Raw genomic sequence first — 25,355 nt, 5'->3', positions numbered from 1 at the left:
GAAGCAGCCACCCTTTAAAGAAAGCGTAATAGCTCACTGGTCGAGTCGGCCTGCGCGGAAGATGTAACGGGGCTAAAACTAGTCACCGAAGCTGCGGATGTGCACTAAGTGCACGTGGTAGGGGAGCGTTCTGTAGGCTGATGAAGGTGGATTGAGAAGTCTGCTGGAGGTATCAGAAGTGCGAATGCTGACATGAGTAACGATAATGAGGGTGAAAAGCCCTCACGCCGGAAGTCCCAGGTTTCCTGCACGACGTTAATCGGAGCAGGGTGAGTCGGCCCCTAAGGCGAGGCTGAAGAGCGTAGTCGATGGGAACCAGGTTAATATTCCTGGACTTTTTATAAGTGGTGAAGTGGGGACGAAGAAGGCTAGATGAGCCAGGCGTTGGTTGTCCTGGTATGTGCATGTAGGGGGATGGTTTAGGCAAATCCGGACCATTAATAACTCTGAGGTGCGACATGGTGCTGACACTTCGGTGTACGGCGAAGTCATTGATGCCCGGCTTCCAGGAAAAGCTGCTAGCCATAACTTATAGAGAACCGTACCGCAAACCGACACAGGTGGACAGGTAGAGAATACTAAGGCGCTTGAGAGAACTCGGGTGAAGGAACTAGGCAAAATGGTACCGTAACTTCGGGAGAAGGTACGCCCTTTTTGGTGATACGCCTGCGCGTAGAGCTGAAGAGGGCCGCAGAGACCAGGTGGCTGCGACTGTTTATTAAAAACACAGCACTCTGCAAATTCGTAAGAAGACGTATAGGGTGTGACGCCTGCCCGGTGCCGGAAGGTTAATTGATGGGGTTATCTTCGGAGAAGCTCTTGATCGAAGCCCCGGTAAACGGCGGCCGTAACTATAACGGTCCTAAGGTAGCGAAATTCCTTGTCGGGTAAGTTCCGACCTGCACGAATGGCGTAACGATGGCCACACTGTCTCCACCCGAGACTCAGTGAAATTGAAATCGCTGTGAAGATGCAGTGTACCCGCGGCTAGACGGAAAGACCCCGTGAACCTTTACTATAGTTTTGCACTGGACTTTGATGATAACTGTGTAGGATAGGTGGGAGGCTATGAAGTGAGGACGCTAGTTCTCATGGAGCCGACCTTGAAATACCACCCTGTTGTTATTGAGGTTCTAACTTGGTCCCGTAATCCGGGATGAGGACAGTGTATGATGGGTAGTTTGACTGGGGCGGTCTCCTCCCAAAGAGTAACGGAGGAGCACAAAGGTACCCTCGGTACGGTCGGACATCGTACCAAGAGTGTAAAGGCATAAGGGTGCTTGACTGCGAGAGCGACGGCTCGAGCAGGAACGAAAGTTGGTCTTAGTGATCCGGTGGTTCTGAATGGAAGGGCCATCGCTCAACGGATAAAAGGTACTCCGGGGATAACAGGCTGATACCGCCCAAGAGTTCATATCGACGGCGGTGTTTGGCACCTCGATGTCGGCTCATCACATCCTGGGGCTGAAGCAGGTCCCAAGGGTATGGCTGTTCGCCATTTAAAGTGGTACGCGAGCTGGGTTTAGAACGTCGTGAGACAGTTCGGTCCCTATCTGCCGTGGGCGTAGGAAAATTGAGAGGAGCTGCTCCTAGTACGAGAGGACCGGAGTGGACGAACCTCTGGTGTACCGGTTGTCACGCCAGTGGCATTGCCGGGTAGCTAAGTTCGGACGGGATAACCGCTGAAAGCATCTAAGCGGGAAGCCTCCCTCAAGATGAGTTTTCCCATGAAGCCCGTTGAAGACTACGACGTTGATAGGCAAGGTGTGGAAGCACAGTAATGTGTGAAGCTAACTTGTACTAATTGGCTGATTGTCTTGACCATATAATCTGAGTTACTTCAGATTGTGAATGCGAATACAAGATGTAGGTTGGGCCAAGGCTCAACCTACGCAGAACTACTTGAAACAAAGTGTGAACTTCTTTATTTACCTAATGCTTGATTGAGGTATAATGCCTTACAATCAATGCAAAACCAGTTTTCCTGGCGACCATAGCGGTTTGGAACCACCTGAATCCATCTCGAACTCAGAAGTGAAACGAACCCGCGCCAATGATAGTGTGAGGTTTCCTCATGTGAAAGTAGGTCATCGCCAGGGTTTTATTTAAGTGATACTTGAGAAAATTAAATATCACTATAATGCTTGATAATTCAAGCGAAGCGTACATGCTGGCGTAGCTCAGTTGGTAGAGCAACTGACTTGTAATCAGTAGGTCCCGGGTTCGATTCCTGGTGCCAGCACCATCTTATTAGGTTGGCCGTTAACAAAATGTTGACATTCTATTCATCTTAAAAGACAATAGCGTTCTTTTTGGAGGGGTTCCCGAGCGGTCAAAGGGATCAGACTGTAAATCTGACGGCTCTGCCTTCGAAGGTTCGAATCCTTCCCCCTCCACCAGTTAAAAGAAGGATAAAAGCGGGTGTAGTTCAATGGTAGAACTTCAGCCTTCCAAGCTGATAGCGTGGGTTCGATTCCCATCACCCGCTCCAAATTAGAAATAGAAAATATTTGCTTGTTCCAATGAGTCAGCAAGCTAATATAAGCCCACATAGCTCAGGCGGTAGAGCACTTCCTTGGTAAGGAAGAGGTCGTTGGTTCGAGTCCAGTTGTGGGCACCATAATGTCAATTAGCAATGGGGAGACTTTCCAATGGCGAAGGAAAAATTTGAACGTAAGAAGCCACACGTAAATGTGGGCACGATTGGTCACGTAGACCATGGTAAGACTACATTAACAGCGGCGATTACCACGATAATGGCAAAGAAGTTTGGTGGTACAGCAAAAGCATATGACCAGATTGATGCTGCACCAGAAGAGCGTGAACGTGGTATTACAATTTCTACAGCACACGTAGAATATGAATCAGCAAACAGACACTATGCCCACGTAGATTGCCCCGGACATGCTGACTATGTTAAGAACATGATTACAGGTGCGGCGCAAATGGACGGAGCGATACTTGTAGTATCAGCAGCGGATGGTCCAATGCCCCAAACGCGGGAACACATATTGTTATCACGCCAAGTTGGTGTGCCATATATAGTAGTGTTCATGAACAAAGCAGATATGGTAGACGATCCTGAGTTGTTAGAGTTAGTTGAGATGGAAGTACGTGACTTGTTAAGCAGTTACGATTTTCCTGGCGATGATATCCCAATTGTTGTTGGTTCAGCGTTGAAAGCGTTGGAAGGTGATGACAGTGAGATTGGCGTTAAGGCGATTGAGAAATTGGTTGAGACGATGGACTCATACATTCCTGAGCCAGTACGCAACATTGATAAAGCATTCTTGTTGCCAATCGAAGACGTATTCTCTATTTCTGGACGTGGAACGGTAGTAACTGGACGTGTAGAAAGCGGGATTGTTAAAGTGGGTGAAGAAATTGAGATTGTTGGAATTCGCGACACTCAAAAAACCACTTGTACAGGTGTTGAGATGTTCCGTAAGTTGTTGGATGAGGGTCGAGCTGGTGATAACGTAGGGGTATTATTACGTGGAACTAAGCGAGACGAAGTTGAGCGTGGCCAGGTATTAGCTAAGCCAGGAACAATTAAGCCTCATACCAAGTTTGAAGCAGAAGTATATGTGTTATCAAAAGAAGAAGGTGGACGACATACACCATTTTTCAATGGATACAGACCACAGTTTTATTTCAGAACGACAGACGTAACTGGAACATGTGATCTACCATCTGGAGTTGAAATGGTAATGCCTGGTGATAACGTACAATTGACCATTAATCTTCATGCGCCTATTGCGATGGACGAAGGTTTACGTTTCGCAATTCGGGAAGGTGGCCGTACTGTGGGCGCCGGTGTTGTCGCTAAAATTATTGAGTAATTAGAATGAGTAACAATCAAAACATTAAAATAAGATTAAAATCCTTTGATCATCGGTTGATTGATTTGTCAACTCGAGAAATTGTAGAGACAGCAAAACGTACTGGCGCACAAGTTCGTGGGCCAATACCATTGCCTGTCCGTAAGGAGAAATTTACTGTATTGACTTCACCGCATGTTAATAAAGATGCCCGTGATCAATATGAATTACGTACTCATAAGCGCCTGGTCGTTATCGTTCATCCAACTGAGAAAACAGTAGATGCGTTGATGAAATTGGATCTGGCTGCTGGGGTTGATGTTCAGATAAGCCTTGATGACTAATATTAGGGTGAAGGATATTAAAGAGGTGTTAGAATGATGATCGGTTTATTAGGCCGTAAAATCGGTATGACGCGGGTCTTCATGGCAGATGGAGTTTCTGTTCCAGTTTCTGTTGTTGAAGTTCACCCTAATAGAGTTTCACAAGTTAAAACTAAAGAAACTGATGGTTACTCTGCTGTGCAATTAGCAGGCGGTACCAAAAAAGCTAGCAAAGTCAACAAAGCTTTAACAGGTCATTTTGCAAAAGCTGAAATTGAAGCTGGTGATATGTTAGTAGAGTTCTTAGTTGATTCTGAAGACGCATTCAAAGCAGGGCAAGTAATTACAGTATCTGATGTATTTACTGCTGGCCAGTTTGTTGATGTTGCTGGAATCACTAAAGGTAAAGGTTTTGCTGGTACAGTAAAAAGATATAATTTTAGAACACAAGATGCTACTCATGGTAACTCCAGGTCTCATCGTGTACCAGGATCTATTGGTCAAAACCAAACTCCAGGACGCGTGTTCAAAGGTAAGAAAATGGCTGGTCACTTAGGTAATGTTCGTTGTACTGTTCAAAGCCTTGAGCTCGTGCGTGTAGATGCTGAAAGAAATCTACTTCTTATCAAGGGTGCTATACCTGGCGCTCCTGGCTCACGTGTTGAGATTAAGCCTGCAGTTAAAAAGCAAGTACGAGGTGAGTGATGGAAATTACTACTATAGATACAAATTCAAAGCTAACACTAAATCAAGAAGTATTTGCTTATGGTTATAACGAAGGCTTGATTCATCAAGCTGTAGTAACTTACATGAACAATGCACGTAGCGGTAACAGCGCTCAAAAAACCCGGTCTGAGGTACGTGGCGGTGGTAAAAAGCCATGGAATCAAAAAGGTACTGGTCGTGCTCGTGCTGGTACAATTAGAAGCCCTATATGGAGAAGCGGTGGAGTAACTTTTGCTTCTAAAAAGAGAGATTATTCACAAAAGATTAATAAAAAAATGTACAAACGTGCATTACGTAGTATAATCTCCGAACTTTGTCGCACTGGTAACCTGGTAGTCGTAAGCGATTTCCAATGCGAAAGCAAAAAAACTAAAGATTTTGTAAGTAAAATGAACCAACTTAATATTAATAATGCTCTTATTGTAATGAGTGAAGTTGGTGAAAATGAATATTTTGGTTCAAGAAACTTAATTGATTATGACATCTGCGACGTTACAACTATAGATCCTGTTTCTTTACTCAGATTTGAAAAAGTTGTTGTTACAGAAGCTGCAATTAAAAAAATTGAGGAACAGTTACAATGAACGCTGAACGATTGTTGATGGTTTTACGTGAACCACATACTTCTGAAAAAGCTACTGTCATAGCTGATAAGCTGAAACAGTTCACTTTCAAAGTATTGAAAACTGCAACTAAAAATGAAATTAAAATGGCGGTAGAGAATATATTTAACGTTAAAGTTAAAAATGTATCTGTTATCAATGTGAAGGGAAAAACAAAGCGTTTTAAACAAACAAGCGGAAAGCGTAGTGATTGGAAAAAAGCATTTGTAACTCTTCATGCTGATCAAGATATTGACTTTACAGCTACCGAATAAGGCAGATTAAGATGGCACTATTAAAATCTAAACCTACATCGCCAGGTAAACGTGGCGAATTACGCGTGGTTCACCACCATATTCATAAAGGGAAACCACATGCGTCTTTAGTTGAAAAACTGAAAAAAACTGGCGGACGTAATAATCAAGGTAGAATTACTGTAAGACATATCGGTGGTGGTCAACGTAACCAATATCGCATCATTGATTTTAAACGTAATAAAGATGGGATTGAAGCTCGAGTTGAACGTATTGAATACGATCCAAATCGTACTGCATTGATCGCACTAATTGTTTATAAAGATGGTGAAAGAAGATATATTATTGCACCAGCTAATTTAAATGTTGGTGATACGGTTGTTAGCGGTGCTGATTCACCTATCAATGTCGGTAACTGTCTTCCATTAAAAAACATTCCTGTTGGTACCACAATTCATTGCGTTGAAATGAAAGCAGGAAAAGGTGCCCAGGTATTAAGAAGTGCTGGAGCAAGTGGACAAATTGTTGCAAAAGAAGGTATTTATGCAACATTGAGACTTCGTTCTGGTGAAATGCGTAAAATTCATGTTCTTTGTAGAGCGGTAATTGGTGAAGTCAGTAATAGCGAACATAGTTTACGTGCATTAGGAAAAGCTGGAGCAAAACGCTGGAGAGGTATTCGCCCAACAGTTCGAGGGGTTGCTATGAACCCTGTTGATCACCCACACGGTGGTGGTGAAGGCCGTACTTCTGGTGGACGTCATCCAGTATCACCATGGGGCGTGCCTACTAAGGGTTACAAAACCAGAAGTAATAAGCGTACTGATAATTTTATTGTCAGAAGACGTAAGAAGAAATAATTATTGAGAGGATATCAAGTGTCTCGTTCTATAAGAAAAGGTCCTTTTGTTGACCATCATTTGATTGCCAAAGTAGAAGCTGCAATTGAATCAAAATCTAAAAAACCAATCAAAACTTGGTCCAGACGATCAACAATCGTTCCTGAAATGATTGACTTAACAATTGCTGTTCATAACGGCAAAGATCATATCCCTGTTTATATAACAGATAATATGGTCGGTCATAAATTAGGTGAGTTTGCCATGACTCGTACATTCAAAGGCCACTCTGGTGACAGAAAGGCTAAAGGCAAATAAGAGGATATGATGGAAGTTACAGCAAAGCTAAAAGGTGCTCCCTTATCCGCTCAGAAGGGCAGATTGGTAGCAGATATGATACGAAATATGAATGTATCTGGTGCACTTGATGTCCTCAAGTTTACACCAAAAAAAGGTGCTCAATTAATGCTTAAATTATTAGAATCAGCAATTGCTAATGCTGAAAATAATAATGGTGCAGATATTGATGATTTAAAAGTAGGTATGGTCTGTGTTGATGAGGCAATGACTTTAAAACGTATTAGTCCCAGAGCTAAAGGACGTGCAAATCGAATTTGCAAACGTACCTGCCATATCACGATAAAAGTGTCTGACGAGGAATAGCAATGGGACAAAAAGTTAACCCAATAGGTATACGCCTAGGTATTATTAAAGACTGGAACTCTAAATGGTTCGCAGGTAAAAAGTATGCTGAATTTTTAATTCAAGATATTAAATTACGTACTGAACTGAAAAAGAAACTTATGGCAGCCGCAGTAAGTAAGATTCTTATTGAACGTCCTGCTAATAATGCTGTTGTTACAATACAAACTGCACGACCTGGTGTGATCATCGGTAAAAAAGGTGGTGGTATTGAAACACTGCGTAATGAAATTTCTAATAAATTAGGTGTACCTGTTCATCTTAATATTGAAGAAATTAAAAAGCCTGAGCTTGATTCAACACTTGTTGCTGAAGGAATTGCACAGCAGTTAGAACAGCGTGTCATGTTTAGGCGTGCTATGAAACGAGCAGTAACATCAGCTCTTAAAGCAGGCGCTAAAGGAATTAAAATTTGTGTTAGTGGTAGACTAGGTGGTGCTGAAATTGCTCGTAGTGAATGGTATAGGGAAGGTCGTGTACCTTTACATACTTTTAGAGCAGATATTGATTATGGTACAGCAGAGTCTAAAACTACCTACGGTATTATTGGTGTAAAAGTCTGGATCTTCAAGGGTGAAATTCTCCCGCAAAAGAAAAGATCTACTGACGTTGCCCAGTGAGTGAGGATTAAGAATCATGTTACAACCTAAACGTACAAAATACCGAAAACAGATGAAAGGCCGTAACAGAGGTTTAGCCTTACGCGGCAGCAACATCAGCTTTGGTGAATTTGGTTTAAAAGCTCTTGAGCGTGGTCGTTTAACTGCAAGACAAATTGAAGCAGCGCGAAGAGCAATGACACGTCATATTAAGCGTGGTGGTAAAATTTGGATTAGAGTATTCCCAGATAAGCCTATTACACAAAAACCTTTAGAAGTTAGACAAGGTAAAGGTAAAGGTAGCGTTGAATATTGGGTTGCTCAAATACAACCAGGTAAGGTTTTGTTTGAAATGGAAGGTGTATCCAGAGAGCTTGCTATGGAAGCTTTTGATCTGGCCAAAGCAAAACTTCCTTTCAAAGTTATATTTGAAGAAAGGAAGGTGATGTAATGAAAAAGATTGATGAATTACGCGGTTTATCAGTAGAAGAACTGCAAAATGAACTGCTTTCATTGCGTAAAGAACAATTAAATTTGCGAATGAAGAAAGCAAGTGGCTCACTAGATAAAACACATCTCATCACCATGGTGCGTAAGTCAGTGGCAAGAGTAAAAACAATGTTGACTGAAAAGGCAGGTAAGTGACATGTCTAATAGTGAATCAAATGCCAGAACAATGGTTGGAAAAGTAGTTAGTGACAAAATGGATAAAACCATAGTTGTGATGATTGAACGTTCTGTTAAGCATCCAAAGTATGGAAAAATTATGAAACGTAGATCTAAGTTGCATGCTCATGATGAAAATCAAGTATGTAAAATTGGAAATATAGTAAAAATCCGTGAGTCAAGACCACTCTCTAAAACAAAAAGCTGGGTATTAGTCGAAGTAATTTCTTAATCAACCCTGTTGATTTACTTTTAAAACCCTAAAAGGCCTGATATAATCAGCAACCTTTTTCTGGTCGAAATCAGAGCTGGAGTAAAAAATGATCCAAATGCAGACAGTGCTCGAAGTGGCTGACAATAGCGGAGCACGTAAGGTTATGTGTATTAAAGTGCTAGGTGGTTCTCACCGTAGATATGCACGAGTAGGTGATGTAATCAAAGTTAGTATTAAAGATGCAATACCCAGAAGTAAAGTGAAGAAGGGTGCTGTGATGAAAGCAGTAGTTGTTCGTACAGCACAAGGCGTTCGTAGAGACGATGGTTCTTTGATTCGTTTCGATGGTAACGCAGCAGTACTGTTAAATAACCAAAACGAGCCAATTGGTACTCGTATATTTGGCCCTGTTACTCGCGAGCTACGAGAGAGATTTATGAAAATAATATCTCTGGCTGCAGAAGTTTTGTGAGAAGGATTTAGATATGAAACGTATTCAAAAAGGCGATGATGTAATTATAGTTGCCGGAAAAAGTAAAGGTCATAGAGGTAAGGTCCTACGTGTGACTGAAAATGGTGTGGTTGTTGAAGGTGGAAACTTAATCAAAAAGCATGTTAAGCCTAATCCACAAAAGCCAGAAAACAAGGGAGGTATTATTACCCTTGAAGCGCCAGTACACGTTTCTAACGTTGCTCATTATAATACCAACACAAAGAAAGCAGATAAAGTAGGCTTTAAATTTATTGAGAGTAACGGGATAAGCAAGAAAGTTAGATACTTTAAATCTGACAATGAAATAATTGACCGTGTTTAATTAGGTGATTGAAATGGCAAGACTTAATGAATTTTATAAAAACGAAATCATCCCTATGATGATGAAACGGTTCAAGTATTCCAGCGTTATGGAAGTTCCAAAGCTGCTAAAAATCACCCTGAATATGGGTGTTGGCGAAGCTGTTGGTGATAAAAAGGTGATGAATCATGCAGTTGAAGATATGACTTTAATTGCTGGACAAAAGCCTGTTGTTACTAAAGCAAGAAAATCTATTGCTGGTTTTAAAATTAGGGAAGGTTGGCCAATTGGCTGTAAAGTAACACTAAGACGTCAACGTATGTATGAGTTTTTAGACAGACTGATTTCCGTAACTTTACCGCGTGTAAGAGATTTTCGTGGTTTAAATCCTAAATCTTTTGATGGAACTGGTAATTACAGTATGGGAATACATGAACAAATCGTATTTCCAGAAATTGATTACGATAAAACAGATGGTATTCGTGGTTTAGATATTTGTATTACTACGACTGCTAAAACAAATGAAGAAGCTAAAGCTTTATTAGAAGCCTTTAACCTTCCATTGAAAGATAGAGATAAAAAATAAGGGTGAAATTGTGGCTAAAAGATCAATGCTTATGAGAGAGTTAAAGCGTAGCAAACTAGTAAATAAGTACAGTAAACGCAGAAACGAATTGAAAAAATTGATTAAATCATCTGTTGATTTTCAGGTAATTATGGATAGTCAGTTAAAGTTAGCAAAGTTGCCTGTTAATTCAAATCCTGTTCGTTTTAAAACACGATGTCAGCAATGTGGTCGTCCACATGGAGTTTATCGTAAGTTTGCTCTTTGTAGAATTTGCTTAAGACAACAACTAATGGTTGGTAATATACCTGGCGGAAGAAAATCCAGCTGGTAATTTTTTAATTGGAGAACGATTGTGAGTATGCATGATCCAGTTGCTGATATGCTGACCCGAATTAGAAATGGTCAACAAGCAAAACATCAGCAAATAACGTTAACTTCTTCTAAATTGAAGGAAGAAATTGCTCGTGTTTTAAAGGAAGAAGGATATATTGATAACTTCTTTGTAGAATCACTAGATAATAATCTTAAATTGATGACGATTAAGCTGAAATATTATCATGGCCGACCCGTTATTGAACTAATTAAGAGAATTAGCAGGCCTGGATTGCGAGTCTATAAATCTTATAAAGATTTGACATCTGTTCCTGGCTTTGGTGTAGCTATTTTGTCTACATCACAAGGTATAATGACCCATATATCTGCAAAGATGAAAGGCGTTGGTGGCGAAGTCATTTGTGAAGTGGCTTAATACTTGCGAGGAATAATATGTCTAGAGTAGCAAAAGCCCCAGTAGTTCAACCAGCAAATGTTGAAATAACAATAGGTGATGGTGAAGTTACTGTTAAAGGGCCTAAAGGAACACTAACCCAAAAAATTAATAGGTTAGTTAAAGTAACAAAAAATAATGATTCTAATCATGTTGAGTTTGCTCCTGCTGCAAATGATCCTAGAGCTTGGGCTCAGGCTGGAACAGCTCGTGCATTAGTAAATAATATGGTTAAAGGTGTAACTGAAGGTTTTGTTGTTACCTTGGAACTGGTTGGTGTAGGTTATAGAGCACAGTCTAAAGATAAATCGATTACGTTATCTTTAGGTTTTTCTCATCCTATTGAGTACAACTTGCCTAAAGGTGTTTTAGTTGAAACCCCAAGCAATACTGTTATATTGCTGAAAGGAGTTGATAAACAAATTTTAGGCCAAGTAGCTTCTGAAATAAGAGCATTTAGACCACCAGAGCCTTATAAGGGTAAAGGTGTTAGACTTGCTGGCGAGTATATTGTTCGTAAAGAAGCGAAAAAGAAATAAGGTTTAAGTCATGAATAAACACAACTCACGTACTCGACGTGGATTAAAAGCAAAAGCACTGATTCGTAAATCAGGCAGAGCAAGACTTGTCGTTTATAGAAGTGGTTTGCACATTTACTCACAAATTATCGAAGCAGATAAGCTTGGAGATAAAGTACTAGTATCATGTTCAACTAACGATAAAGAATTGCGTACAAGCCTGAGCGGTAAATGTAAAGTAGAACAAGCTAACCTAGTTGGCAAGTTGCTTGGTAAGCGTGCAAGCGAGAACGGCATTACCCAAGTTGCATTTGATCGTGCTGGTTATAAATATCATGGCCGAGTGAAAGCCCTTGCAGAAGGTGCACGCGAAGCTGGATTAGATTTTTAAGGAACGATTATGGCATTCGATGAATCATCACCTAAATCAGATGGCTACCAAGAAAAGCTAGTATCGGTTAATCGTACGGCTAAAGTTGTTAAGGGAGGCCGTGTTTTCGGCTTTGCAGTACTCGTTGTTGTTGGTGACGGTAAGGGCAAAGTTGGATTTGGTAGAGGTAAAGCGAGAGAAGTTCCAATTGCTATTCAAAAAGCAATGGAGCAAGCTAAGAAAAATATGGTTTATATTCCACTTTCTGGATCAACTATATTTCACGAAATTACTTGGAACTACGGTGCTTCTAAAGTATTTATGAAGCCTGCAAGTGAAGGTACTGGTATTATTGCCGGTGGCGCGATGAGAGCTGTCTTAGAAGTTTTAGGCGTGCAAAATATATTAGCTAAAAGTATTGGTTCAACCAATCCAAGCAATATTGTAAGAGCTACTATCGGTGCATTAACTAATATCGGTACCCCAGATTATGTTGCGGCCAAGCGTGGTAAAACTGTTGAAGAAGTAATGGCGGGCTAATTATGGAAAAGAAAATTAAAATAACTTTGGTTAAAAGCATTATAGGCAGAAAGCCAAAGCACATTTCTATCGTAAAGCAATTAGGTCTAGGTAAAACTAATTCGAGCGTATCTCATAATGATACCCCAGCAATTCGTGGCCTTATTAATAAAGTTGATTATCTATTGCTGGTTGAGGAGAGTGTATAATGAATTTAAATTCACTATCACCAGATCCTGGTTCAAAACGACCCAAAAGACGGTTAGGTCGTGGTATAGGATCAGGATTAGGTAAAACAAGTGGTAAGGGTCATAAAGGGCAAAAAGCGCGAGCTGGTGGCTTTCATAAGATTAATTTTGAAGGCGGTCAAATGCCTATTCAAAGACGTTTACCAAAAATGGGATTTAAGTCTCGAGTTGGTAGAACTGTAGATCAAATATGCCTTAGTGAGCTTGCAAAGTTATCTGTTGACGTAATTGATCTCGATGCATTGCGTGAAGCAGGTCTAATCAGCAGTTCTATTAAGGATGTAAAAGTTATTTTATCTGGTGAATTAACTACTGCCATCAAACTTAAAGGTTTAAGGGTCACTAAAGGAGCTCGTTTAGCCATTGAAGGTTTAGGCGGCAGCATAGAAGAGTGACTATGAAAAACCAAAAACATAATGCAAGCCAATCACGTGGTGGATTGGCTGAACTGAAATCAAGATTATTGTTTGTTGTTCTTGGTATTTTAGTTTATCGTTTGGGGGCTCATATACCAGTTCCTGGTTTGGATCCTGCACGCCTAGCTAATTTTTTTAATGAACAACAGAATACAATTTTTGGCTTATTCAATATGTTTTCTGGTGGTGCGTTATCGCGTGTGACGGTTTTTGCAATTGGTATTATGCCATATATTTCTGCATCTATTATTCTTCAACTTTTTACTGTTGTTTCTCCTAAACTTGAACAACTAAAAAAAGAAGGTGAATCTGGACGCAGAAAGATAAATCAATACACTCGATATCTGACTTTAGTGCTTTCGGTGTTTCAGTCTTTAGGAATGGCACGTTGGTTAGCTGGACAACAAATTGCACTACAAGCTGACTTCTCATTTTACTTTACCGCAGTGGTTACCTTGGTTACGGGTACTATGTTTTTAATGTGGTTGGGTGAGCAAATTACTGAAAAGGGTGTCGGTAACGGTATATCCTTAATTATCTTTTCAGGAATTGTATCAAGCATGCCCTCTGCTATTGCGTCGGTTCTTCAACAGGTTAAAGAAGGGCAAATGCAAGCATTAACCCTAATCGTTGTTGCTTCTGTTGTAGTGGTTGTAACAGGATTTGTAGTATTTATGGAGCGTGCACAGCGACGGATAAGAGTTAATTATGCACAAAGGACGCAAGGTAGAAAGGTATATGCTGCACAAACGAGTCATTTACCCTTAAAGATCAATATGTCTGGAGTAATACCACCTATTTTTGCATCCAGTATCATATTATTGCCTGCAACTTTGGCTCAATTTTTCTCACATACTAAGGGTTTTGGATGGTTAGCTGATGTTGGAATGGCTCTATCTCCTGGACAACCTTTGTATTTGATCGTATATGCTGTAGCTATTATATTTTTTGCGTTCTTTTATGCAGCTTTGGTGTTTAACCCCAAAGATACTGCTGATAATTTAAAAAAATCTGGAGCATATATCCCTGGAATTAGACCGGGTGAACAAACAACTAAATATATTGATGGCGTAATGACTCGCTTGACCTTAGTCGGTGCAATTTATTTAGTTCTGGTATGTCTCTTGCCTCAGATTTTGATGTATACATGGCATGTCCCTTTTTATTTCGGAGGAACGTCATTGCTGATTATCGTAGTTGTTATTATGGATTTTGTAGCTCAAGTACAAGCTCATTTAATGACTCAGCAATATGATTCTTTAATGAAAAAGGCTAATTTTAAAGGTACCAAATTACCTGGTCTTTTATGATCTTTATCGGAGTTAGGAATGAAAGTAAGAGCATCTGTAAAGCGAATTTGTCGCAATTGCAAGATTATTAAACGAAGTGGCACTATACGTGTTATTTGTAAAGATGTCAGACATAAGCAAAAGCAGGGTTAATATCTGCTTGATTTAATTTTATAAAAATAGTATTCTTCTGTCCCTTTCGACAGAACAAAATAACGTTCGGAGAAGTTAATGGCTCGTATTGCAGGAGTAAATATACCTGATCACAAACATGTTGTGATTGCTTTAACAGCAATATATGGTATTGGTAAACCTACATCCTTGAAATTATGTTCCGCAGTTGGTATTGAACCTTCAAAAAAGGTATCGGAACTAACTGATGCTCAACTTGAGTCTTTGAGAACAGAAATTGCAAAAATAACTGTGGAAGGTGATTTGCGTCGTGTTGTGACAATGAACATTAAGCGCCTAATGGATCTGGGATGTTATCGTGGTCTAAGACACAGAAGAGGGTTGCCATTGCGAGGACAACGTACGAAAACTAATGCTCGTACACGAAAAGGTCGCAGAAAAGGCACTACCGTTTGATTTTTCATGTAGGAAAGTAAGATGGCAATAACAAAGTCAAAACAACAGAAAGTACGCAAAAAGGCTAAACGTGTCGTATCAGATGGTATTGTGCACGTTCATGCATCTTTTAATAATACTATAGTTACCTTTACTGACAGACAAGGTAATGCACTATGCTGGGCAACATCAGGTGGTTCAGGATTTAGAGGATCAAGAAAAAGCACTCCTTATGCTGCACAGGTTGCTACTGAGCGTGCTGCTGCTGTTGCGAAAGAATACGGTATGAAATCTGTAGCTGTATTTGTTCATGGTCCCGGACCTGGAAGAGAGTCCACTATTCGTGAACTAATATCACAGGATTTTAAAATTGTTGAAATTACCGATGTTACTGGTATACCTCATAATGGGTGTAAACCACCTAAAAAACGTCGTGTATAAGACTCAGGAGTAATTAATGGCTAGATATCTTGGTCCAAAATGTAAGCTATCACGTCGTGAAGGTTGTGATTTATTACTTAAAAGTGGTGTCCGTGATCATAAGTCCAAATGTAAATCTGAAAAGTTACCTGGACAACATGGTGATAAAAAACCACGCCTGAATGGTTATGGAATTCAGCTTAGAGAGAAGCAAAAAATTAGAAGATTGTATGGTATTCTTGAAAAGCAATTCCGTGGTTACTACAAAATGGCTGCTCGTATGAAAGGTGCTACAGGCGAAAATCTGATGTCTTTGCTTGAAAGACGTTTGGATAATGTTGTGTACCGTATGGGTTTTGCAAGTACACGTGCTGAAGCACGACAACTTGTTACGCACAAGGCCATACTTGTTAATGATAAAATAGTTAACGTTCCGTCTTTCTTAGTAAAGCCTGGAGATGTTGTATCTGTTCGTCAAAGAGCACGAAGCCAAGGTCGTATCCAAGCAGCTTTAGCTTTGTCCGAACAAAGAGCTCCATGTGATTGGATTACTGTAGATACTTCTTCTTGCAAAGGAACATTCTCTACAGCACCAACGTTAACTGACTTATCTTCAGACTACAACGTAAACTTAGTTGTAGAACTTTACTCTAAGTAAGCTCGGAGAAATAGCTGAATGTATACTGAAATCAATGAAATGTTGACACCTAATGTTCTTAAGGTCCAGGCAGAATCGCCCTATAAAGCTAAAATAGTTTTAGAGCCTTTGGAGCGTGGCTTTGGTCATACTCTCGGCAATGCTTTGAGACGTATTTTGTTATCATCGATGCCTGGAAGTGCAATTACTGAAGCTTCAATTGATGGTGTTCTACATGAATACAGCACAATTGAAGGCGTGCAGGAAGATGTTGTTGATATACTACTGAACCTGAAGTTAGTTGCAATTAAAATGTCGGTTGGCGAAGAAGCCACTGTGACATTGAACAAGCAAGGTCCTTGTCAAGTTACTGCTGGAGACATTCAACTGACTCACGGATTAGAAGTAATCAATCCTGAGCTAGTCATTGCTAATTTGAATGAAAAAGGCAAATTGAATATGACTTTGAAAGTTGAGCGAGGAATTGGTTTCCACAGTACTGATTCATTCATTAGACATTTCGATGATGAAGTAGAAAGAAAAACTGTTGGGAAGCTTAAAATTGATAATAGTTTCTCACCAGTTAAGAAAGTGGCTTACTATGTTGATAGTGCTCGTGTAGAAAACCGTACTGACCTTGATAAGTTAACTATTGAGTTAGAAACTAACGGAACTATTGATGCTGAAGAATCAATACGGATCTCTGCTAGTATTCTTCAAAGACAACTTCATGCATTTGTTGACATGAAATTTGAAGAATCTCGGTCTGATAATAAAGAACGCAATGATTTTGATCCTATTCTATTACGCTCTGTTGATGATTTAGAGTTAACTGTTCGATCAGCAAATTGCTTGAAAGCAGAAAATATTCATTATATCGGCGATTTAGTACAAAGAACTGAAAATGAACTCTTAAAAACTCCTAATCTTGGTAAGAAATCTTTAACTGAGATTAAGGATGTATTAGCTTCACGTTCATTATCGCTCGGTATGAAACTTGAGAATTGGCCGCCAGCAAATTTTGGCGAATAAAGTTTAGGAGTTTTGGTTATGCGTCACCGTAATTCAGGCAGAAGTTTTGGCCGAACAAGTAGCCACAGAAAGGCTATGTTTGCAAATATGTGTTGTTCTTTAATTGAGCATGAGTTGATAAAAACAACTTTGCCTAAAGCTAAAGATCTGCGTCGTTACATTGAACCTTTAATTACTGTTTCAAAGGTTGATTCTGTTGCTAAACGTCGTCAAGCGTTTGATATTCTAAGATCTAAATCTGCGGTTGGTAAATTATTTAAAGATTTAGGTCCACGTTTTGTAGAACGCCCTGGTGGCTATGTGCGTATCATCAAGTGTGGTTATAGAGATGGTGATAATGCTCCTATGGCAATTGTTGAATTACTCGATCGTCCTGTTAGCAATGATGATGCCGAAGAATAAAGTTAATTTTTATCATCTAAAAAACCCGCAGTTGCGGGTTTTTTTTGATGAAAATTAAGTAACAAGCTGATTGACAGAGTTTCTAGGTTCCTCTGCATGCCTCATCCAGTCAAAGCCATAGAGAAGATAAATTTATTTAGTATTACTGAATTAAATCCACGGTTGTTTATCCACAAGTAAATCACTCTCCAAACCGCCTGTTTGCTCTGTTGATTTGGGTTCTAATAAGATGACATGCACTTCTTCATCTGCTATAGGTTTATGTTCTACACCTTTAGGTACTATATAAAACTCACCTTCTTTTAGAGTAACTATTTTATCTCTAAGTTCAATTTTGAGTGTACCTTTTACCACCATAAAAAGTTCATCTTCAGTTGCATGGCTATGCCACATAAATTCTCCTTTGAATTTTGCGAGTTTGACATATTGGCCATTTAGCTCTCCAACAATTCGTGGAGCCCAGTGCTCGTTAAAGAGTTTAAATTTTTCAACTAAATTAACTTTTTCCATAGTTACCTCAATTGTAAGTCTTTAATTGATTCCTCTTTGCATAAGTAACATACCTTGATACGTCTTTATGAGTTTGAAAAGTGAATTTCGTTATGTTTCACTGAAAGGTCTTGTATAAACGTTTTAGAGAATTTCTACTTCTTAGAAGTTAAGATGTCAAGTATTGAGTTTTATGATTGCAATAGACCTCTTTCGAAACTGTATCGACGAAAAGCTCTTTTCTGCAGTAAGGTACCTAATACTTCCTTTTATGAAGGGCTTCTAAGGTCGTAATTTATGAGGTATATCAAGGGTAGCTTGAAGAGCTAATATTAGAAAAGTAATCTTGTCATATAAAATAATTAATAACTGGTTCATGGAGATAACGGATGCTTTCCTATATTTATTTAATAAATGAGGACCACAATGTTTATAAGAGCTGTATTGTTATTAGTGATTGGTACACTTTTGATTCGATTTGGCGATCGACGATTTAAATTAAATAACTCATTTGATCTGTTAATTATTGTGATCTCTGGTGGATTAATTAGCAGAGGAATAAATGGTGCTGCTACTTTGCTTTCTACAATTTTTGGTTTAGTTGGTTTGATCGTCACGCATAAAATATTAGCTATATGTACGAGAAAATCCTTAAGATTTGAACGCATATTTAAGGGAAAACGTTATCTTCTTATAAAAAATGGCCTTCTGCAAAAGAAAGTGTTGCAACGCTTAAATATCACCAAAAAGGATATAGAGGAACAAATGCGTCAACAAATAAATACTTCTTCTTTTGATAAGGTACTCTATGCATATCTGGAAAGAACAGGTCATATATCATTTATAAAAAAAGAGTGACGTCTTAATTTAAATTGCAGTCAAAGTGAGAGTATCCCTGGCTTCATCTTTATCGTATCCAGGGGCTACAGTTGTTTATGAAGATATATAACGCCCTTATTCATAAGGGCAAATAGACAATCTGACAGCTTAGATCCAGATGGAGTTAAAATGGAACATCATCATCCAATTGATCAAACGCATCTTGAGGTACTTGCGCAGGTTGTTGTCTTCCAGCATTTTGATTGCTTGGCGTAAATTGGGCTTGTGGTATCTCATCAAAACTGGATGATGCGGCCCCTTTACTGTCTAGCATTTGAATGTCGTTTGCTACAATTTCAGTAGTATATCTATCTTGACCTTGTTGATCTTGCCACTTTCTGGTTCTTAAACTACCTTCAATGTAGAGTTTGGAGCCTTTACGTACGTATTCACCAGCTATTTCACCTAAACGATTAAAACAGACTACGCGATGCCATTCGGTCCGCTCTTGTTTTTCACCTGTTACTTTATCTTTCCATGCTTCACTTGTGGCAATAGATAGTGTAGTGACCGCATTTCCATTAGGTAAATAACGGACATCAGGGTCAACACCCACATTGCCAATTAGGATGACTTTATTTATACCACGTGCCATTTTAGATCTCCTGTATGCGAAAGTTAGGAGAAGAGTATACCTAATTTATATATCCCTTGCACTGATGAGTTAAAGATGAACTTTTGACTCGAACTAGCGAAATGTAAACAGACCCTAAAGAGAAAAAACAACAAGCATATCTGACGTGATGTACTTGTTGTTGATTAGAATGATTAATTCGAGATTTTTTTAAGCCATTCTTTGGCTTCTTTACTCACCAGCTCATCATGGATTAGTACCTCGTAAATAGTAACTTTAGATTCGCTTGCATTTCCATACATTTCCTCCAATATCTGATTCCACAAGGCTAATAATTCAGTAGATGGGAGCTTGTTTACTTGTGCAAGTACTTCATAGAGACGTTGATACCAATATGCATCAATCGCTTGATCGAGCCAGTGAACAATTTCAAATGTTAATCCATAATCCTCAAGTCCTTTTCCTTCTTTAAAACCTTTTTCCCATTTGGTAGTGCGAAGATGTGCATTTTCTTTTCCATAAAGATTATTGATTAAATCCATGCACTGTTTCGCCAAGGAAACACCGATTGCAGATTTAGGATCATGATGTAAATTATCTTCAACCTCATTGACAAGATTAGACCAGCTTGATTCGAATTGCTGCTTTTCTTTTTCATTAAAGCGGAATTTTAAGTTGGCTTCAAATTGTGCGTATTGTTCTAATTCTTCGGGATTAAATACTTCTTTAATCCAAGAGTTCTCAAGTTGTTGAGTCATACGATATACCTCTATTAATTGTATTATTTGTTCCCATGGAATAGACTTTTCTTTGCCACAATGTGCAGTGACTTGCTTTAAAATCTTGCTTGCTTGCAGTAGTGCTTCTGCTTTTTTTTGCAGAAATTTTGCTTGCATGCCTAGGTTTTCCAGCATGTTTGCATTATGAGCAAGTAGTTGTTTGATTTGTGCTAGTTCAAAACCAAAAAATTTTAATGCAATAATCTGTTGCAGCTTTGATAAGTCGCGTTCAGAGTACAAACGATAACGATTGCTCAGACGTAAACTGGGTTTAAGTAAACCAATTTTGTCGTAGTGATGCAGCGTTCTTACAGAAACTTGCGTCAGTCGACTAAACTCTTTTGCATACCATTGTTTCATCGTTTTTCCTCCTTGGTCACAAGGCTAATGTATGACGTAAGGTTAGAGTCAAGCACATGTCAATCAAAAAGTGTTTGATTAGAACTGGAAATAAGTTCATACAGACGCATGATTTGTTTTTGTGTTACTCGATGTGTTGAGAGAGGAGGTAAGCGTTGTAAATCAAAAAAATCAATTTCAGAAATTTCTAGATTTTCTTTTGCAGCTCCTGACATAATGTCACAATGAAAAAAACATTTATAAGCGTGTGGCCATTGTAGCGGATGCTCATGTTTTTGTTTATCCCATAAGGCAAGCAGTCGGATTACAGAAACATCAAATCCAGTTTCTTCTTTTGCTTCTCGGATCACGGATTCAGATGCTGATTCATTGGTTTCTGCCCAACCGCCAGGTAAAGTCCACAGATCATCAGAACGCTCTTTAACCAACAAGATTTTATTATTTTTTAGAATAAAAGCACGCACATCAATTTTCGGAGTTGCATAGCCTTTTTCTGATGAAAATATCTGCTTTATCTCAGCAAGAGGCGTGTCTGAATAATTCGCTATAAATTCAGAAGCAATCTCGCGAAGTCTTAAATAACGTTCTTTATCAAATTCATTATTTGAATAAGTCAGTCCATTTTGAGCGATTGCTTGAATTTCAGTAATGTATTTCAACCAACTAAGATCATTTTTAGACATGCTTGTATTATCCCTATAGTACATTTTTTGCTTTCAGCTATTGACTCTCACGTTACGTGATAGTTTAGAATCAACTTTCGGGGGAAAGTTGCATGAAATATTACCAAATTAAAGAAATTAGCCAAATGACCTCATTAACAATTAGGTCATTACAATATTACGATGAAATTGGCTTATTAAAACCAACAAAGCGTTCAATGAGTGGCTATCGTCTTTATTCTGAAACGGATTTAATACGATTACAACAAATTACCACGTTAAAGTTTTTGGGTTTTTCTTTATCGACGATTAAAAAAATTATGGATAATCCACATTTCGATGTGATGACCTCTATGGGCATACAAGCACGTGAATTAACCGAGAAAGCTGCGCGAATTAATGAAGCGGCATCATTGCTCACTTATATTTCCAGTCAGGTGGAAATGAATCAAGCTGTGAATTGGAAAAGTACTGCAAAAATTATAGAAATATTGGAGTTAAATACAATGAATGATCACGTATTGCAAAAATATCAATCCGAAGCGGAGCAATCCGAATTAGGCAAAAAATCTGCATATGATGAAACGTATAATCCCGATCGATTATACCCTATCCCAAGAGCAGGAAAGCGACAGGAAATTGGGGTTGATCCAGTTCAATTACCTTTTTATGGCTTTGATTGCTGGAATCACTATGAGGTTTCCTGGCTAAATGCCAAAGGCAAGCCAATGGTTGCGATTGCTGAATTGTTTTATGACTGCAGCTCACCTAACTTAATTGAGTCAAAATCACTAAAGCTTTATTTTAATTCATTCAACAATACTCGAATTCAAAGCGTTAGTGAATTAGAAAATACAATTAAAAAAGACTTACAAGAACGCGTTGGTGCAGAAGTTTGGGTCCATGTTCACCTTCTGGAAGCAACCACTCAGTTTGCTGCACAGCAGCCTTTAAAAGGGGAATCGCTTGATGATCTTGATATAGAGTGCTCTATTTACCTTGTTGAGCCTTCATTTCTCTCTGTAGGCGATGAAATTGTGGAAGAAACCTTATTTTCCAATCTGCTGAAATCAAATTGTCTGGTTACAAACCAGCCTGATTGGGGAAGCGTACAAATCACCTATAAAGGGAAAAAAATTAATCGAGAAGGTTTATTGAAGTATCTTGTTTCATATCGAAATCATAATGAGTTTCATGAGCAATGTATTGAACGCATTTTTGTTGATATTATGAACTATTGCATGCCTGAAAAACTGACTGTATACGGTCGCTATACACGACGGGGTGGTTTGGATATTAATCCATATCGCTCTACGGAAAAGACTTCATTTGCAGGTAAAAATGTGCGCTTGGTTCGTCAGTAACTTAATTTGTGCATTGCAGAGAGTATCAACTTGAGTAGCCTGGGTGAAGAGCCGTAGGACCGAAACCCGGGTTCTACTTCGCTTCATCCAGGCTAAGTAGTATGTAGAAGTTAATCAACTAATTGATGTTGTTCTTTGCTCCATGCCGGACGACAAGAAATAAACAATTGCAGGTTACCTTCCCAGTAATATTTTTCTCCCGCTTCAATTAATACTGCATCACCAGTAGATAATTTATGTTCTGTGTGATTGACAACTACTTTACCTTCGCCTTGGAATACATATGCTAATTCATTACATTCTAAATTAACTATGCGCCGTACCTCAGGATATCGGCCTGATATTTTTGCTATGGCGCAATCAATCATTGGATCATTAAGAAGATACTCTGTCACGTGACAGGATGCAGCATTACTGTGTTCTGTGGTTTGATGCTTCAAAGATATTTTCATTTAAATACTCCATTAGCGATTTCCGTTATGAATTATTTTTTCCGCACTGCCCTCAACATAGCGCTCTCTATCAACGCGTACATACAGAACGCGCTCATTTTCTGCGAATGCAACTTCGATAACACCTTTGGCATTGAGTAATTGAGCGATGACATTCTCTTTTTTCTTAGCCCAGGAACAAGGCAAAATAAGTGTTGCGATAGAAACGTTTGACTTCATTGAAAAAGAAACAAGTAACCATAAACCACTTAATACAGTATTCGAAATAAAAATGCCCTTGCTGCCACTCCATTGATACAAAACACCAGACATCGCTCCACCAATAAAAAGTCCTAAAAATTGACTGGTTGAATAAACGCCCATGGCAGTGCCTTTACTGCTTGGGTTTGCCTGTCTGGATACCAAAGAGGGTAAAGCGGCTTCGAGAATGTTAAACGCAATAAAATAAATTAACATGAGAACGCACAGACTAGACCAATTTTGAAAAGTATAGGCTAACAGTAATTGGGCTATTACTATTGTAAGCACGGATAAAATAAAAACACTTTTCATGCGCCTTTTCTTTTCAGCAAGCACAATAAACGGGATCATAAGGATAAATGAAATGAGCATAAGGGGCAGATAAAAATGCCATTGCTGTGATAAATGGCCGTGTTCTACTTGCTTTCTTAAGATATAGGGGATAGCAAAAAAAGTTGCTGTGAGAATAAAATGCTGACAAAAAATACCCATATTGAGGCGTTGTAATTGTAGATTAGAAATAACATGTTTCAATAAAGCGGGATTTGTTTCACTATCAATGTGAAAGTGTTCGTTTACCGGTTTAGGAATTACTAAATGAAGCAGTCCTATCCCTATAATCGCTAATAAAGTAGTTAGGCAAAAAACACCAGATAGACCAAAATGATGGGTAACGGCTGGGCTAATTACCATGGCCAAACTAAATGATGTGCCTATGGTCATACCAATGACTGCCATTGCTTTAGTGCGTTGTTCATCCGGTGTTAAATCAGCAAGTAAAGCGATTAAAACGCTACCAATTGCACCTGTGCCTTGTAAGGTTCGGGCAAGAATCATCCCATAAATAGAATTAGTTATGGCGCCCAGTAAGCTACCCAAAGCAAAAAGGATTAAGCCCACAGTAATCATGGGTTTTCTTCCAATCTTATCGGACAGCATGCCAAAGGGCATTTGGAGAAGGCCTTGCGCAAGACCATAAATGCCTAGGGCAAGACCCACCAAAGCAGGTGAGGCGCCCTGCAAATTTTCTGCATAAATGCTAAATACAGGTATGAGTAAAAACAAACCAAGCATGCGAAATGAAAAAATCGCAGCTATAGGAAACACAGTTTTAAACCAAGAATGCTTCATTCATTAATATATATTTATCTTAATCGTGTGCCGATAGTACAAAGTTAGCTCTCTAGAAACAAGATATTTAAAAATTTAATGATCTAATCATTGCTTTATCGATGAATAAAAATGAAAATGTAGTTTTTTTGCAATTGATCGTAGAAATCGTAGCCTGGGTGAAGCGAAGCGGAACCCAGGTTTTTTAAGGGAAGAATTCCCGGGTTCCGCTTCGCTTCACTTCACCCAGGCTACATGTAACAGGAATTATGATTTCTTAAGCGGGCTTTATAACAGTTGCATTTTTTATTCTTAGATAAATCGAAGTTAATGAGGATTATTCCATGAGTTTGGTTTTTGCAGGTAAAGTTGGATTAATTACTGGCGGTGCACGAGGCATCGGTAAGGCGACTGCATTAAAGTTAGCCCAGGCAGGAAGTGATATTGCCATAGTTTATTACAACAGTTCCGATGAAGCCCAAGCTTTAGTTGAAGAACTCCATGCCCTGGGCCGTAAAGCAATTGCTTTGCAAGCTAATGTAGCAGATCATCAGTCTGTAAAAGAAATGTTTGCACAATTCCATGAACATTTTAATCACCTTGATTTTTTAATTAGTAATGCCGCGAGTGGCGTTCTAAAGCCAGCAATTAAGATGTCAACCAAGCATTGGCGCTGGTGTTTGGAAACCAATGCGTTGGCATTAAATCATTTGGCCACAGAAGGGCATTCACTAATGCCTAAGGGCAGTCGCATTATCGCCTTATCGAGTCTTGGTGCATCTAGAGCTATTCCTAATTATGCATTTATTGGCGCATCTAAAGCAGCGCTTGAAGCTTTAGTTCGTTCTTTGAGTCTTGAGTTGGCAGTTGATGGAATCACAGTGAATACTGTTTCTGCTGGGGTAGTTGATACTGATGCATTAAAGCATTTCCCGAATAGGGAACAGTTACTTGATGAGTATCAAGCCCGCGCACTGGCTGATAGGCCATTGACAACACAAGATGTAGCTAATGCCATTTATCTCTTATGTTTACCCGAAGCATCCATGATTAATGGGCATACTTTATTTGTTGATGCAGGGTATAGTCAGGTTGGATAATACCTCGCTACGGTTAATTTTGTGTCTTTAAAAAAATCTATGGTATAATTTCGG

The 25,355-nt window shown here is 39.1% G+C and carries 38 protein-coding genes, 4 tRNA genes, 2 rRNA genes and 1 pseudogene (1 of these 45 cut by a window edge); 39 read left to right on the top strand and 6 right to left on the bottom strand.

Features of this window, described 5'->3' with window-relative positions:
• From Lani_RS05630 to rplQ, 35 genes are all read left to right on the top strand, one after another.
• Positions 1 to 1,825 (top strand): 23S ribosomal RNA (locus Lani_RS05630); it begins 1,071 nt to the left of the window's first position.
• Between the two features lie 158 nt (positions 1,826 to 1,983).
• Positions 1,984 to 2,099: ribosomal RNA gene (gene rrf / locus Lani_RS05625) — 5S ribosomal RNA — on the top strand.
• A gap of 70 nt (positions 2,100 to 2,169) precedes the next feature.
• Positions 2,170 to 2,245 (top strand) — tRNA-Thr (locus Lani_RS05620).
• A 69-nt stretch (positions 2,246 to 2,314) separates the two neighbouring features.
• Positions 2,315 to 2,399, top strand: a tRNA-Tyr gene (locus tag Lani_RS05615).
• 18 nt (positions 2,400 to 2,417) lie between these two features.
• A tRNA-Gly gene (locus tag Lani_RS05610) sits at positions 2,418 to 2,491 on the top strand.
• A gap of 53 nt (positions 2,492 to 2,544) precedes the next feature.
• Positions 2,545 to 2,620: transfer RNA gene (locus tag Lani_RS05605), tRNA-Thr, on the top strand.
• Between the two features lie 31 nt (positions 2,621 to 2,651).
• Entirely contained in the window at positions 2,652 to 3,842 is a 1,191-nt protein-coding gene (gene tuf / locus Lani_RS05600; protein WP_019233360.1) for an elongation factor Tu, read from the top strand.
• A gap of 5 nt (positions 3,843 to 3,847) precedes the next feature.
• Positions 3,848 to 4,165, top strand: coding sequence for a 30S ribosomal protein S10 (gene rpsJ / locus Lani_RS05595; protein WP_019233361.1), 318 nt, complete (start codon positions 3,848 to 3,850; stop codon positions 4,163 to 4,165).
• A gap of 33 nt (positions 4,166 to 4,198) precedes the next feature.
• Positions 4,199 to 4,849: a 50S ribosomal protein L3 gene (gene rplC, locus Lani_RS05590; protein WP_019233362.1), complete on the top strand. Its 651-nt coding sequence runs from the start codon at positions 4,199 to 4,201 to the stop codon at positions 4,847 to 4,849.
• Complete coding sequence (rplD, locus tag Lani_RS05585) at positions 4,849 to 5,454, top strand: 50S ribosomal protein L4 (protein ID WP_019233363.1); 606 nt, start codon at positions 4,849 to 4,851, stop codon at positions 5,452 to 5,454. Before rplC ends, rplD begins: the two co-directional genes overlap by 1 nt.
• Positions 5,451 to 5,747 carry a 50S ribosomal protein L23 gene (gene rplW / locus Lani_RS05580; protein ID WP_019233364.1) on the top strand — a complete coding sequence of 99 codons (297 nt, stop codon included), beginning with the start codon at positions 5,451 to 5,453 and terminating at the stop codon, positions 5,745 to 5,747. The genes rplD and rplW overlap by 4 nt, the downstream gene beginning before the upstream one ends.
• Before the next feature lie 11 nt (positions 5,748 to 5,758).
• A complete protein-coding gene (rplB, locus tag Lani_RS05575) occupies positions 5,759 to 6,586 on the top strand; it encodes a 50S ribosomal protein L2 (RefSeq protein WP_019233365.1) in 828 nt (275 codons plus the stop codon).
• Positions 6,587 to 6,604: 18 nt separating this feature from the next.
• Positions 6,605 to 6,883, top strand: a complete 279-nt coding sequence (gene rpsS / locus Lani_RS05570; RefSeq protein ID WP_019233366.1) for a 30S ribosomal protein S19 — start codon at positions 6,605 to 6,607, stop codon at positions 6,881 to 6,883.
• A gap of 9 nt (positions 6,884 to 6,892) precedes the next feature.
• Positions 6,893 to 7,228, top strand: a complete 336-nt coding sequence (gene rplV, locus Lani_RS05565; RefSeq protein ID WP_010654827.1) for a 50S ribosomal protein L22 — start codon at positions 6,893 to 6,895, stop codon at positions 7,226 to 7,228.
• Positions 7,229 to 7,230: 2 nt separating this feature from the next.
• A complete protein-coding gene (gene rpsC / locus Lani_RS05560) occupies positions 7,231 to 7,887 on the top strand; it encodes a 30S ribosomal protein S3 (RefSeq protein ID WP_019233367.1) in 657 nt (218 codons plus the stop codon).
• Between the two features lie 16 nt (positions 7,888 to 7,903).
• Positions 7,904 to 8,317, top strand: coding sequence for a 50S ribosomal protein L16 (rplP, locus tag Lani_RS05555; RefSeq protein ID WP_003633085.1), 414 nt, complete (start codon positions 7,904 to 7,906; stop codon positions 8,315 to 8,317).
• Positions 8,317 to 8,511, top strand: a complete 195-nt coding sequence (rpmC, locus tag Lani_RS05550; protein WP_019233368.1) for a 50S ribosomal protein L29 — start codon at positions 8,317 to 8,319, stop codon at positions 8,509 to 8,511. Before rplP ends, rpmC begins: the two co-directional genes overlap by 1 nt.
• A 1-nt stretch (position 8,512) precedes the next feature.
• Positions 8,513 to 8,764: a 30S ribosomal protein S17 gene (gene rpsQ, locus Lani_RS05545; protein WP_019233369.1), complete on the top strand. Its 252-nt coding sequence runs from the start codon at positions 8,513 to 8,515 to the stop codon at positions 8,762 to 8,764.
• A gap of 88 nt (positions 8,765 to 8,852) precedes the next feature.
• Complete coding sequence (rplN, locus tag Lani_RS05540; protein WP_006872243.1) at positions 8,853 to 9,218, top strand: 50S ribosomal protein L14; 366 nt, start codon at positions 8,853 to 8,855, stop codon at positions 9,216 to 9,218.
• 13 nt (positions 9,219 to 9,231) lie between these two features.
• Positions 9,232 to 9,561, top strand: a complete 330-nt coding sequence (gene rplX / locus Lani_RS05535) for a 50S ribosomal protein L24 (protein ID WP_019233370.1) — start codon at positions 9,232 to 9,234, stop codon at positions 9,559 to 9,561.
• A 13-nt stretch (positions 9,562 to 9,574) separates the two neighbouring features.
• The gene (rplE, locus tag Lani_RS05530; RefSeq protein ID WP_019233371.1) at positions 9,575 to 10,126 is read left to right on the top strand and encodes a 50S ribosomal protein L5; all 552 of its coding nucleotides are present in this window, start codon (positions 9,575 to 9,577) and stop codon (positions 10,124 to 10,126) included.
• 10 nt (positions 10,127 to 10,136) lie between these two features.
• Positions 10,137 to 10,439 carry a 30S ribosomal protein S14 gene (gene rpsN / locus Lani_RS05525; RefSeq protein WP_019233372.1) on the top strand — a complete coding sequence of 101 codons (303 nt, stop codon included), beginning with the start codon at positions 10,137 to 10,139 and terminating at the stop codon, positions 10,437 to 10,439.
• Positions 10,440 to 10,466: 27 nt separating this feature from the next.
• A complete protein-coding gene (rpsH, locus tag Lani_RS05520) occupies positions 10,467 to 10,856 on the top strand; it encodes a 30S ribosomal protein S8 (RefSeq protein WP_202803971.1) in 390 nt (129 codons plus the stop codon).
• A 17-nt stretch (positions 10,857 to 10,873) separates the two neighbouring features.
• Positions 10,874 to 11,413: a 50S ribosomal protein L6 gene (gene rplF / locus Lani_RS05515; protein ID WP_019233374.1), complete on the top strand. Its 540-nt coding sequence runs from the start codon at positions 10,874 to 10,876 to the stop codon at positions 11,411 to 11,413.
• 10 nt (positions 11,414 to 11,423) lie between these two features.
• Entirely contained in the window at positions 11,424 to 11,783 is a 360-nt protein-coding gene (rplR, locus tag Lani_RS05510; protein WP_019233375.1) for a 50S ribosomal protein L18, read from the top strand.
• A 9-nt stretch (positions 11,784 to 11,792) separates the two neighbouring features.
• Positions 11,793 to 12,302, top strand: a complete 510-nt coding sequence (gene rpsE, locus Lani_RS05505; RefSeq protein ID WP_019233376.1) for a 30S ribosomal protein S5 — start codon at positions 11,793 to 11,795, stop codon at positions 12,300 to 12,302.
• A 2-nt stretch (positions 12,303 to 12,304) separates the two neighbouring features.
• Complete coding sequence (gene rpmD / locus Lani_RS05500; RefSeq protein ID WP_019233377.1) at positions 12,305 to 12,490, top strand: 50S ribosomal protein L30; 186 nt, start codon at positions 12,305 to 12,307, stop codon at positions 12,488 to 12,490.
• A complete protein-coding gene (rplO, locus tag Lani_RS05495; RefSeq protein ID WP_019233378.1) occupies positions 12,490 to 12,924 on the top strand; it encodes a 50S ribosomal protein L15 in 435 nt (144 codons plus the stop codon). Before rpmD ends, rplO begins: the two co-directional genes overlap by 1 nt.
• Positions 12,925 to 12,926: 2 nt before the next feature.
• On the top strand, positions 12,927 to 14,255 hold the full coding sequence (gene secY, locus Lani_RS05490) for a preprotein translocase subunit SecY (protein WP_019233379.1): 1,329 nt from the start codon (positions 12,927 to 12,929) through the stop codon (positions 14,253 to 14,255).
• Positions 14,256 to 14,273: 18 nt separating this feature from the next.
• Positions 14,274 to 14,387, top strand: coding sequence for a 50S ribosomal protein L36 (gene rpmJ, locus Lani_RS19685; RefSeq protein ID WP_081595159.1), 114 nt, complete (start codon positions 14,274 to 14,276; stop codon positions 14,385 to 14,387).
• Positions 14,388 to 14,465: 78 nt separating this feature from the next.
• Complete coding sequence (gene rpsM / locus Lani_RS05485; RefSeq protein WP_019233380.1) at positions 14,466 to 14,822, top strand: 30S ribosomal protein S13; 357 nt, start codon at positions 14,466 to 14,468, stop codon at positions 14,820 to 14,822.
• A gap of 21 nt (positions 14,823 to 14,843) precedes the next feature.
• Positions 14,844 to 15,242 carry a 30S ribosomal protein S11 gene (rpsK, locus tag Lani_RS05480; RefSeq protein WP_003633055.1) on the top strand — a complete coding sequence of 133 codons (399 nt, stop codon included), beginning with the start codon at positions 14,844 to 14,846 and terminating at the stop codon, positions 15,240 to 15,242.
• A 16-nt stretch (positions 15,243 to 15,258) separates the two neighbouring features.
• Positions 15,259 to 15,879: a 30S ribosomal protein S4 gene (gene rpsD, locus Lani_RS05475; RefSeq protein WP_019233381.1), complete on the top strand. Its 621-nt coding sequence runs from the start codon at positions 15,259 to 15,261 to the stop codon at positions 15,877 to 15,879.
• Between the two features lie 18 nt (positions 15,880 to 15,897).
• Positions 15,898 to 16,890, top strand: a complete 993-nt coding sequence (locus tag Lani_RS05470; protein WP_019233382.1) for a DNA-directed RNA polymerase subunit alpha — start codon at positions 15,898 to 15,900, stop codon at positions 16,888 to 16,890.
• A gap of 18 nt (positions 16,891 to 16,908) precedes the next feature.
• Positions 16,909 to 17,292: a 50S ribosomal protein L17 gene (rplQ, locus tag Lani_RS05465; protein ID WP_019233383.1), complete on the top strand. Its 384-nt coding sequence runs from the start codon at positions 16,909 to 16,911 to the stop codon at positions 17,290 to 17,292.
• A 150-nt stretch (positions 17,293 to 17,442) separates the two neighbouring features.
• Here the strand turns inward: rplQ and Lani_RS05460 are convergent, their stop codons facing one another.
• Complete coding sequence (locus tag Lani_RS05460) at positions 17,443 to 17,802, bottom strand: cupin domain-containing protein (RefSeq protein ID WP_019233384.1); 360 nt, start codon at positions 17,800 to 17,802, stop codon at positions 17,443 to 17,445.
• A gap of 405 nt (positions 17,803 to 18,207) precedes the next feature.
• Here Lani_RS05460 and Lani_RS05455 point away from each other — a divergent pair, with 405 nt between their 5' ends.
• Positions 18,208 to 18,639, top strand: coding sequence for a DUF421 domain-containing protein (locus Lani_RS05455; RefSeq protein WP_019233385.1), 432 nt, complete (start codon positions 18,208 to 18,210; stop codon positions 18,637 to 18,639).
• 145 nt (positions 18,640 to 18,784) lie between these two features.
• Here Lani_RS05455 and ssb read toward each other — a convergent pair whose 3' ends face one another.
• From ssb to Lani_RS05440, 3 genes are all read right to left on the bottom strand, one after another.
• Positions 18,785 to 19,255, bottom strand: coding sequence for a single-stranded DNA-binding protein (ssb, locus tag Lani_RS05450; protein WP_019233386.1), 471 nt, complete (start codon positions 19,253 to 19,255; stop codon positions 18,785 to 18,787).
• A 173-nt stretch (positions 19,256 to 19,428) separates the two neighbouring features.
• Entirely contained in the window at positions 19,429 to 20,373 is a 945-nt protein-coding gene (locus tag Lani_RS05445; RefSeq protein WP_019233387.1) for a MerR family transcriptional regulator, read from the bottom strand.
• Positions 20,374 to 20,432: 59 nt separating this feature from the next.
• Complete coding sequence (locus tag Lani_RS05440) at positions 20,433 to 21,056, bottom strand: NUDIX hydrolase (RefSeq protein ID WP_019233388.1); 624 nt, start codon at positions 21,054 to 21,056, stop codon at positions 20,433 to 20,435.
• Between the two features lie 92 nt (positions 21,057 to 21,148).
• On the opposite strand from Lani_RS05440, the pseudogene Lani_RS21090 reads away from it, so the two are divergent.
• Positions 21,149 to 21,304 (top strand): annotated as a pseudogene (locus Lani_RS21090) (MerR family DNA-binding transcriptional regulator); the annotation flags it as partial.
• A 237-nt stretch (positions 21,305 to 21,541) separates the two neighbouring features.
• Entirely contained in the window at positions 21,542 to 22,399 is an 858-nt protein-coding gene (gene queF / locus Lani_RS05435; RefSeq protein WP_040522529.1) for an NADPH-dependent 7-cyano-7-deazaguanine reductase QueF, read from the top strand.
• Between the two features lie 110 nt (positions 22,400 to 22,509).
• Here queF and Lani_RS05430 read toward each other — a convergent pair whose 3' ends face one another.
• Together Lani_RS05430 and Lani_RS05425 are read right to left on the bottom strand one after the other, a co-directional pair.
• A complete protein-coding gene (locus Lani_RS05430) occupies positions 22,510 to 22,851 on the bottom strand; it encodes a cupin domain-containing protein (RefSeq protein ID WP_019233390.1) in 342 nt (113 codons plus the stop codon).
• A 12-nt stretch (positions 22,852 to 22,863) separates the two neighbouring features.
• Positions 22,864 to 24,222 carry an MFS transporter gene (locus tag Lani_RS05425; protein WP_019233391.1) on the bottom strand — a complete coding sequence of 453 codons (1,359 nt, stop codon included), beginning with the start codon at positions 24,220 to 24,222 and terminating at the stop codon, positions 22,864 to 22,866.
• A gap of 323 nt (positions 24,223 to 24,545) precedes the next feature.
• On the opposite strand from Lani_RS05425, the gene fabL reads away from it, so the two are divergent.
• Complete coding sequence (gene fabL / locus Lani_RS05420) at positions 24,546 to 25,301, top strand: enoyl-[acyl-carrier-protein] reductase FabL (RefSeq protein WP_019233392.1); 756 nt, start codon at positions 24,546 to 24,548, stop codon at positions 25,299 to 25,301.
• The last annotated feature ends 54 nt before the right edge of the window (positions 25,302 to 25,355 follow it).

The sequence above is a fragment of the Legionella anisa genome (assembly GCF_001467525.1).
GTDB lineage: Bacteria > Pseudomonadota > Gammaproteobacteria > Legionellales > Legionellaceae > Legionella > Legionella anisa.
The sequence above is the reverse complement of the archived record's forward strand: the minus strand, read 5'-3'. Positions and strand labels throughout refer to the sequence as shown.

Coding starts and splice junctions, on each gene's coding strand:
- Lani_RS05425 (WP_019233391.1), bottom strand. CDS start 24,222: ATGAAGCATTCTTGGTTTAAAACTGTGTTTCCTATAGCTGCGATTTTT.
- ssb (WP_019233386.1), bottom strand. CDS start 19,255: ATGGCACGTGGTATAAATAAAGTCATCCTAATTGGCAATGTGGGTGTT.
- Lani_RS05470 (WP_019233382.1), top strand. CDS start 15,898: ATGTATACTGAAATCAATGAAATGTTGACACCTAATGTTCTTAAGGTC.
- rplB (WP_019233365.1), top strand. CDS start 5,759: ATGGCACTATTAAAATCTAAACCTACATCGCCAGGTAAACGTGGCGAA.
- rplP (WP_003633085.1), top strand. CDS start 7,904: ATGTTACAACCTAAACGTACAAAATACCGAAAACAGATGAAAGGCCGT.
- rplW (WP_019233364.1), top strand. CDS start 5,451: ATGAACGCTGAACGATTGTTGATGGTTTTACGTGAACCACATACTTCT.
- rplF (WP_019233374.1), top strand. CDS start 10,874: ATGTCTAGAGTAGCAAAAGCCCCAGTAGTTCAACCAGCAAATGTTGAA.
- queF (WP_040522529.1), top strand. CDS start 21,542: ATGAATGATCACGTATTGCAAAAATATCAATCCGAAGCGGAGCAATCC.
- rpsJ (WP_019233361.1), top strand. CDS start 3,848: ATGAGTAACAATCAAAACATTAAAATAAGATTAAAATCCTTTGATCAT.
- rplE (WP_019233371.1), top strand. CDS start 9,575: ATGGCAAGACTTAATGAATTTTATAAAAACGAAATCATCCCTATGATG.
- rplC (WP_019233362.1), top strand. CDS start 4,199: ATGATGATCGGTTTATTAGGCCGTAAAATCGGTATGACGCGGGTCTTC.
- rplX (WP_019233370.1), top strand. CDS start 9,232: ATGAAACGTATTCAAAAAGGCGATGATGTAATTATAGTTGCCGGAAAA.
- rplO (WP_019233378.1), top strand. CDS start 12,490: ATGAATTTAAATTCACTATCACCAGATCCTGGTTCAAAACGACCCAAA.
- fabL (WP_019233392.1), top strand. CDS start 24,546: ATGAGTTTGGTTTTTGCAGGTAAAGTTGGATTAATTACTGGCGGTGCA.
- Lani_RS05455 (WP_019233385.1), top strand. CDS start 18,208: ATGTTTATAAGAGCTGTATTGTTATTAGTGATTGGTACACTTTTGATT.
- rpmJ (WP_081595159.1), top strand. CDS start 14,274: ATGAAAGTAAGAGCATCTGTAAAGCGAATTTGTCGCAATTGCAAGATT.
- tuf (WP_019233360.1), top strand. CDS start 2,652: ATGGCGAAGGAAAAATTTGAACGTAAGAAGCCACACGTAAATGTGGGC.
- rplQ (WP_019233383.1), top strand. CDS start 16,909: ATGCGTCACCGTAATTCAGGCAGAAGTTTTGGCCGAACAAGTAGCCAC.
- rpsK (WP_003633055.1), top strand. CDS start 14,844: ATGGCAATAACAAAGTCAAAACAACAGAAAGTACGCAAAAAGGCTAAA.
- rpsE (WP_019233376.1), top strand. CDS start 11,793: ATGGCATTCGATGAATCATCACCTAAATCAGATGGCTACCAAGAAAAG.
- Lani_RS05445 (WP_019233387.1), bottom strand. CDS start 20,373: ATGAAACAATGGTATGCAAAAGAGTTTAGTCGACTGACGCAAGTTTCT.
- rplN (WP_006872243.1), top strand. CDS start 8,853: ATGATCCAAATGCAGACAGTGCTCGAAGTGGCTGACAATAGCGGAGCA.
- rpsD (WP_019233381.1), top strand. CDS start 15,259: ATGGCTAGATATCTTGGTCCAAAATGTAAGCTATCACGTCGTGAAGGT.
- rplV (WP_010654827.1), top strand. CDS start 6,893: ATGGAAGTTACAGCAAAGCTAAAAGGTGCTCCCTTATCCGCTCAGAAG.
- rpsC (WP_019233367.1), top strand. CDS start 7,231: ATGGGACAAAAAGTTAACCCAATAGGTATACGCCTAGGTATTATTAAA.
- Lani_RS05430 (WP_019233390.1), bottom strand. CDS start 22,851: ATGAAAATATCTTTGAAGCATCAAACCACAGAACACAGTAATGCTGCA.
- rpsM (WP_019233380.1), top strand. CDS start 14,466: ATGGCTCGTATTGCAGGAGTAAATATACCTGATCACAAACATGTTGTG.
- rpmC (WP_019233368.1), top strand. CDS start 8,317: ATGAAAAAGATTGATGAATTACGCGGTTTATCAGTAGAAGAACTGCAA.
- Lani_RS05440 (WP_019233388.1), bottom strand. CDS start 21,056: ATGTCTAAAAATGATCTTAGTTGGTTGAAATACATTACTGAAATTCAA.
- rpsQ (WP_019233369.1), top strand. CDS start 8,513: ATGTCTAATAGTGAATCAAATGCCAGAACAATGGTTGGAAAAGTAGTT.
- rplD (WP_019233363.1), top strand. CDS start 4,849: ATGGAAATTACTACTATAGATACAAATTCAAAGCTAACACTAAATCAA.
- Lani_RS05460 (WP_019233384.1), bottom strand. CDS start 17,802: ATGGAAAAAGTTAATTTAGTTGAAAAATTTAAACTCTTTAACGAGCAC.
- secY (WP_019233379.1), top strand. CDS start 12,927: ATGAAAAACCAAAAACATAATGCAAGCCAATCACGTGGTGGATTGGCT.
- rplR (WP_019233375.1), top strand. CDS start 11,424: ATGAATAAACACAACTCACGTACTCGACGTGGATTAAAAGCAAAAGCA.
- rpmD (WP_019233377.1), top strand. CDS start 12,305: ATGGAAAAGAAAATTAAAATAACTTTGGTTAAAAGCATTATAGGCAGA.
- rpsH (WP_202803971.1), top strand. CDS start 10,467: ATGCATGATCCAGTTGCTGATATGCTGACCCGAATTAGAAATGGTCAA.